This window comes from Roseomonas aerilata DSM 19363 (genome assembly GCF_000711725.1).
In the GTDB taxonomy this organism is placed as follows: domain Bacteria; phylum Pseudomonadota; class Alphaproteobacteria; order Acetobacterales; family Acetobacteraceae; genus Roseomonas; species Roseomonas aerilata.
In genome coordinates, this window is record NZ_JONP01000103.1 from 1 (window position 1) to 5360 (window position 5360).

The 5360-nt window shown below is 68.7% G+C and carries 6 protein-coding genes and 1 pseudogene; 1 reads left to right on the plus strand and 6 read right to left on the minus strand.

Annotated features, from left to right (window positions below):
* The 6 genes and pseudogenes from BO39_RS28890 to BO39_RS28915 all read right to left on the minus strand — a co-directional run.
* A pseudogene (locus BO39_RS28890) lies at nt 1-293 on the minus strand (hypothetical protein); the annotation flags it as partial.
* Complete coding sequence (locus tag BO39_RS28895) at nt 283-678, minus strand: hypothetical protein (protein ID WP_052403015.1); 396 nt, start codon at nt 676-678, stop codon at nt 283-285. The pseudogene BO39_RS28890 and the gene BO39_RS28895, both read right to left, overlap by 11 nt.
* A gap of 1 nt (nt 679) precedes the next feature.
* Nucleotides 680-1945, minus strand: a complete 1266-nt coding sequence (locus BO39_RS28900; RefSeq protein WP_043840289.1) for a site-specific DNA-methyltransferase — start codon at nt 1943-1945, stop codon at nt 680-682.
* A gap of 172 nt (nt 1946-2117) precedes the next feature.
* Nucleotides 2118-4436 (minus strand): phage/plasmid primase, P4 family, encoded by a 2319-nt coding sequence (locus tag BO39_RS34805; protein WP_052403016.1) that lies wholly within the window; start codon nt 4434-4436, stop codon nt 2118-2120.
* Nucleotides 4433-4642 (minus strand): hypothetical protein, encoded by a 210-nt coding sequence (locus BO39_RS28910; RefSeq protein WP_043840291.1) that lies wholly within the window; start codon nt 4640-4642, stop codon nt 4433-4435. Before BO39_RS28910 ends, BO39_RS34805 begins: the two co-directional genes overlap by 4 nt.
* The gene (locus tag BO39_RS28915) at nt 4639-4986 is read right to left on the minus strand and encodes a hypothetical protein (protein WP_052403017.1); all 348 of its coding nucleotides are present in this window, start codon (nt 4984-4986) and stop codon (nt 4639-4641) included. Before BO39_RS28915 ends, BO39_RS28910 begins: the two co-directional genes overlap by 4 nt.
* Nucleotides 4987-5129: 143 nt before the next feature.
* Here BO39_RS28915 and BO39_RS34130 point away from each other — a divergent pair.
* A partial coding sequence (locus BO39_RS34130; RefSeq protein WP_156964135.1) for a transposase occupies nt 5130-5360 on the plus strand: 231 nt, incomplete at its 3' end.

The following is a 5360-nucleotide window of genomic DNA, read 5'->3' on the forward strand; positions in this document are numbered from 1 at the left end:
CCCGCGAGGTCAGCGGTGTTGGAGGTGGCGATCACCCGGCGGTCGCGGCCCTGGGCGAGGAACCAGGCCGGGAAGAGGTCTGACGCGTAGGTGCTCTTGGCGGAGCCCGGGGGCATGAACACCATCAGCCGGTCGTGCACGCCATCAGCGACGGCCTGCAGCTCGCGGATGAGCAGGCGGTGGTGGGCAGCCGGTGCGAAGCCCTGGGGCGCGAGGGCGTGCTCGCACCAGAGGCCGAAGTCGCGGCGGATGGCGCGGCGCTGCCCCAGCTCCCAAGCAGGATCACTCTCCATCGGGCGGAGCCTCACGGTCGAGCACGAGCCTTGCCGCCCTGGCCCTGGCGATCTCCTCCTCGAGCTCAGCGTCACTCATCTCGCCCGTGGGCTTGGCCGACAGCACCACCTGGTGCTTCTCGCGCCAGCCGGCCCGCGCCTTCATCCAGAAGATCGAGGCCGCGGTGTTCTGACCTGAGGTCGCCATCTGAAACAACGTCTGCGCGACCTTGACCGTCGCCTCCACTGACCCGCGGTCGAGCTCGCGGCGGAAGTGCACGCGGAGCGTCTTGGGGTCGATCTCGAGCAGCGTGGCGATGTCCGGTTGCGGGATGCCGAACCCTGCCATGACCCGCACGGTCCGGCGCTGCTCCTCGGTGGGTTGGAAAGGGAAGCCTTGCACCATGTCAGGCCTCCAGGGCGCGCTGAGCGGCGATGGCGTTGAACGACCCGCCATCCCCCTCCAGGCGCGCCTCCTGGCCGGTGAAGGCCTGCCAGCGAAGCACGGCCACATCGACGTAGGCGGGGGAGAGCTCGACCGCGTGGCAGGTGCGCCCGCTCATCTCGGCGGCAATGAGGGTGGTGCCGGAGCCGGAGAAAGGCTCGTAGACCGCCTGCCCGGGGGAGGAGTTGTTCTCGATCGGCCGGCGCATGCACTCGACCGGCTTCTGGGTGCCGTGGACGGTGTCCGCGTCCTGGTCCCGGCTTGGGATGGACCAGAGAGTCGTCTGCTTACGGTCGCCCGACCAGTGACCCTTCGCGCCGCTGCGAACCGCGTACCAGCAGGGCTCGTGCTGCCAATGGTAGTGACCCCGCCCGAGGACCAGGCGCTCCTTGGCCCAGATCACTTGCGCCCGGATGTCGAACCCGCACTTGATCAGGCTCTCGGCTACGGTGCCGGCGTGCAGGGCGCCGTGCCAGACATAGGCCACATCGCCCATGAACAGCGCCCAGGCCTGGGTCCAGTCCGCCCGGTCGTCGTTGAGCACCTTGCCCGTGCGCTGGGTCTTGCTGCCGTCGAGCGCCTCGTTGCGCCAAGCGGGGTCGTACGTGACGCCATAGGGCGGGTCCGTGACCATGAGGTGCGGCCTCACGCCGGCGAGCACGGCCACAACGGCGGCAGGGTCGGTACAGTCGCCGCAGACGAGTCGGTGGCGGCCGAGTAGCCAGACGTCGCCCAGGCGGGAGACCGGCACCTCGGGCGGGGAGGGGACTGCGTCGGGGTCCGTCAGCCCCGAGGTGGACTCGGTGAGGAAGGAGGCGATCTCCATCTCGTCGAAGCCGGTGAGAGCCAAGTCGAAGCCCTCGGCGCCGAGCTCGGCTAGTTCGACCCGGAGCAGGTCCTCATCCCAGCCAGCCGAGAGCGCCAAGCGGTTGTCGGCCAAAACATAAGCGCGGCGTTGGGCCGGGGTGAGGTGGCTGAGCTCCAGCGTCGGCACCTCGGTCATGCCGAGCTGGCGCGCGGCGAGCAGGCGCCCGTGTCCGGCGATAACGCCGCGCTCGCCGTCGACCAAGATCGGGTTCGTCCAGCCGTACTCGCGGATAGAAGCGGCGATCTGCGCCACCTGCGCGGGTGAGTGCGTGCGTGCGTTGCGAGCGTAGGGAATCAGCTCGGAGACGCGGGCGCGGTTGTAAGACGGGAATGCGGCGAGCGCGGGTGAGAGCTCAGTCATGGCCATTCTCCTGCGAAAACCTGGTTGCTGAAGGATGCTCTGCAGTCCCAGCGACGCTGCGACGCATGCGACATGGATTCCGTATGGCCGCCTACACGCGCGCGCGTGTGGCGCACTAACAGGGAACCGCGTCGCAAGCGTCGCAGCGTCGCTGAGTGGCGCGAACAAGCAGTCATTCGTCCTTCTCCTGCCAGTGCCGGGTGACCTCCTCAGGGATCACGCGCAGTCCGAGGAACCCGCGGCCACGGAACAGCGTGCAGTCCTTGTCGCGCCGAAAACCCTGGCGCCCGAGCGTGGTACCGAACCACTTGGCCGTGCCTCCGCCCTCGCCGCGGCCTTGTGCAAAGGTGCACCAGGACGCGAAGAGCACACTGCTCGTCTCGCCGAGGCCCTTGCCCCTCTCGCAGCACTCCTCGATCCACTGGGCGAGGAGATCCTGCTCGGCGAAGTACTCCGCGGTCGCGTCCAGCACGGCCTTGGGCTGCTTGAGGCCCTCCCGCTGCCAGGCCAGGCAGCCGTCGATCAGCCAGCGCAGGATCCCCGGCCACTCGGCCCGGAGTTTATCCTGCAGATCCCGGTCCGGCGCCGCGGGCTTGTGCAGGAAGGGCACGATGTTGAACCGCCGCCGCGCAGCATCGTCGACGTTGCGCAGAGCCGGCTTGTGGTTGCCGCTCACCGTCAGCTTGAAGGCTGGGGTGAAGGTGAAGAAGTCCCGCCGCATGAAGCGAGCTGTGATCGGGTCACCACCGGTCAGCGCTTTGATGCGCGCCTCAGCCCAGGCGTGGCCCTCCTCGGTCTCGGTGGTCATCACCAGCCGCGCCCCGTGCAGCATGGCGAGGTCGGTCGGGTGCTTGTCGGCCTTGGACACGGTGAAGGTATCCATGGCGGCCGTCGTGGCGTAGCTGCTGAGGATGCTGGCGACGGTGACCAGCAGGACGCCCTTGCCGTTACCGCCCGGGCCGTAGACGAAGAGCAGGGCGTGCTCGCGGGTGATGCCGGTCAGGCAGTAGCCGAACCAGCGCTGCAGGAAGCCGATGAGGTCCTTATCCCCGCCTGCGGCTTGGAGCAGGAAGGCATCCCAGAGCGGGCATTCGGCGGTCAGGGAAGGGGCGACGGCCGCCGAGCGGGAGATGTGGTCGTCCTGGCGGGCGGGGCGCAGCTCACCGGTCCGAAGGTCGACGGTGCCGCCGGGCGTGCCGAGCAGCCAGGGGTCGCGGTTCCACGTGTCACTGGTGCGGGCAAAGGCGCGATCCGCCTGAGCGAAGCGCTCGACGCCGGAGGCGAACCCCGCCTTGCCGGCGGTGACGATGACCTTGTCCTCGCCGAAGCTGGCGGCCAGTTCCCGTGCCATGCCGCGCGCCCAGTCGAAGGCGAGGCGGGTTTCCTCAGGTCGCCAGATAGCCCCGCCCCAGCGATGCCACTGACCCGCATGGTGGCAGAAGCGGAGCGTCTCCCCGTGCTCACGGGCAAAGGCGGCGGCGACGCTGTCCTCGGTGACCAGCCCATCTGCGTCCGGACCAGTCGGCGCAGGACCGCCCGAGCGGGGCGGGGATCCAGCGGCTCGTTCTCCCCGATCCTTGGCCGCGGCCTCCTTGCCGTAGATGTCGTGCAGGCAGCGATCGATGTCGGCGAAGCACATCTCCCACCGAGTGTCGCGGGCGGCTGGGTCTACCTCCTGCATGACATCCATGAGGCGCTGGCGCGCGTCCATGTAGGGGACGCTATCGCGAGCCCAGCGGCCGAGCAGACGAACGGAGGCGGCGTGATAGCCCTTACCCGACCGGATCTCCTCCAGCAGGGCGGCCTCATTGAGCGGCCCTTGGCGAGGTGCGCCATCAGCGGCCCTGGCCGAAGTGGTATTGGGCTTACCCCGCCAGGTTTCGTCGAGTTCGTCCAGCTGGTTGATCGGCGTGCCGTCCACGAGCTCCACCCGGTGCTCGGGGTTCCTTTCTACCGAGCCGAAGTAGTAGGCCTGGGACAGGGTCCAGCTCTCGACGGAGAAGATGCCACCGAAGGCGCCGTTCAGGCGCCCCAGCAGGTGGTCCCTCTGCGCCGGCGGGAGTTCCCGCGACGTCGGGCACAGTACCCGCCAGCGCGAGTTCCCCGGCGCATAGGAAGGCGATGTGTAGATGAGGCAGAGCAGATCGGCCTTGGTGGCGATCTCTACCGCTGCCTCGAACGGCATCTCGCCGCCATCGTAGTCGGCCTCGATGCCGCTGATCGCCTGGACATTGGCGTCATGCCGCAGGCTATTCCTGTCGGAGCGGATGTCGCCGAAGATGGCCAGCTTGAGCCAGGGAAGCTGATCCTTGCGAGGTGCGGTGACGGATTGGACGCAGCCAGCCAGTGAGCGGACGCTGTGCTGCTCCTCGCGCTTGTCGGTGGCCGCGTAGTTGCGGAAGAACGTCACCGTGAAGCGGCGATCGAGTGGGTTGCCGGGGGTGGACCAGGCGTGCTCCACGTTCGCTTCGAACTCGGGTTGTGCGTTCATGGCGCACCTCCCTGCCGGGCCCGCTCCTCGCGCCAGGCGAGCAGCAGGGCGTGGCCGGTCACCTCAAGCGGCTCGTTCGGCTCAGGGGGCTCAGGCATCGAGGGCTGCGGAACGGGATACAGCGTCGCCCAGTCCTGCCAGCGGCGGCTGAACCAGCGGTTCTGAGTGGGGTCGGACTGCGCGGCGGCGGAGGCGGCGTCCCTCATGCGGCCACCGCCTCGGCGCCCGTCAGCATCCGCAGGAGGACACTGGTGCTCTGCGGTCGGGGCTGTCGCCACGCGATCATCAGGTAGGTGTAGTCACCTGGCCCCTCGCGGCGCTGCACGAGGTGGACGCGGCCCTGCTCGTACAGCAGCCGGGCGCGGCTGGCGACGCGGTTCAGCGCCGCGCGCTGCGGCTTACTGAGGACACTCAGATCTGGCGCGAGATCCCAAGCCAGGAAGCCGCGGTGGTAGGCGAGCCGGTCGCCGGGAGCGGCTGTGCTAACCCAGGCGCAGAGCGCCGCTTCGGTGAGAGAAGCCCGCTCGATACGGGCAGTTCTGACAGGCAACGAGGCACCTCTTGACGACTTTGCTTGCCGTCAGGAAGAGCCCTCTTAGAGGCTGTTTCCACTACTACCTTGAGTTGAGGAACCCCGTTCCGGCGGTCTGCTGACCATCACCCTACCTCTGCAGCTTTGGCGTGGAGGGAGAGGTGGACAGAAGGATCCTCGGGCTGATCGCGACAGCAATGGAGTGCTGCGAGGGAGGCCGCTCCCGCGGACGCGGCCACCCGCCTGCATCCTTGGTTCGTGTGCTCGCCACCCTCCGGCAGTTCGTGCGCGAGGGCACGCCTTGGCGGAGCCTGCGAGCGACAGCGGAGAAGGCCAGCGGCTCGACCCTGCGCCGCTGTTTGGCAGCGTGGTCACGCACGGGCCTGCTGGCG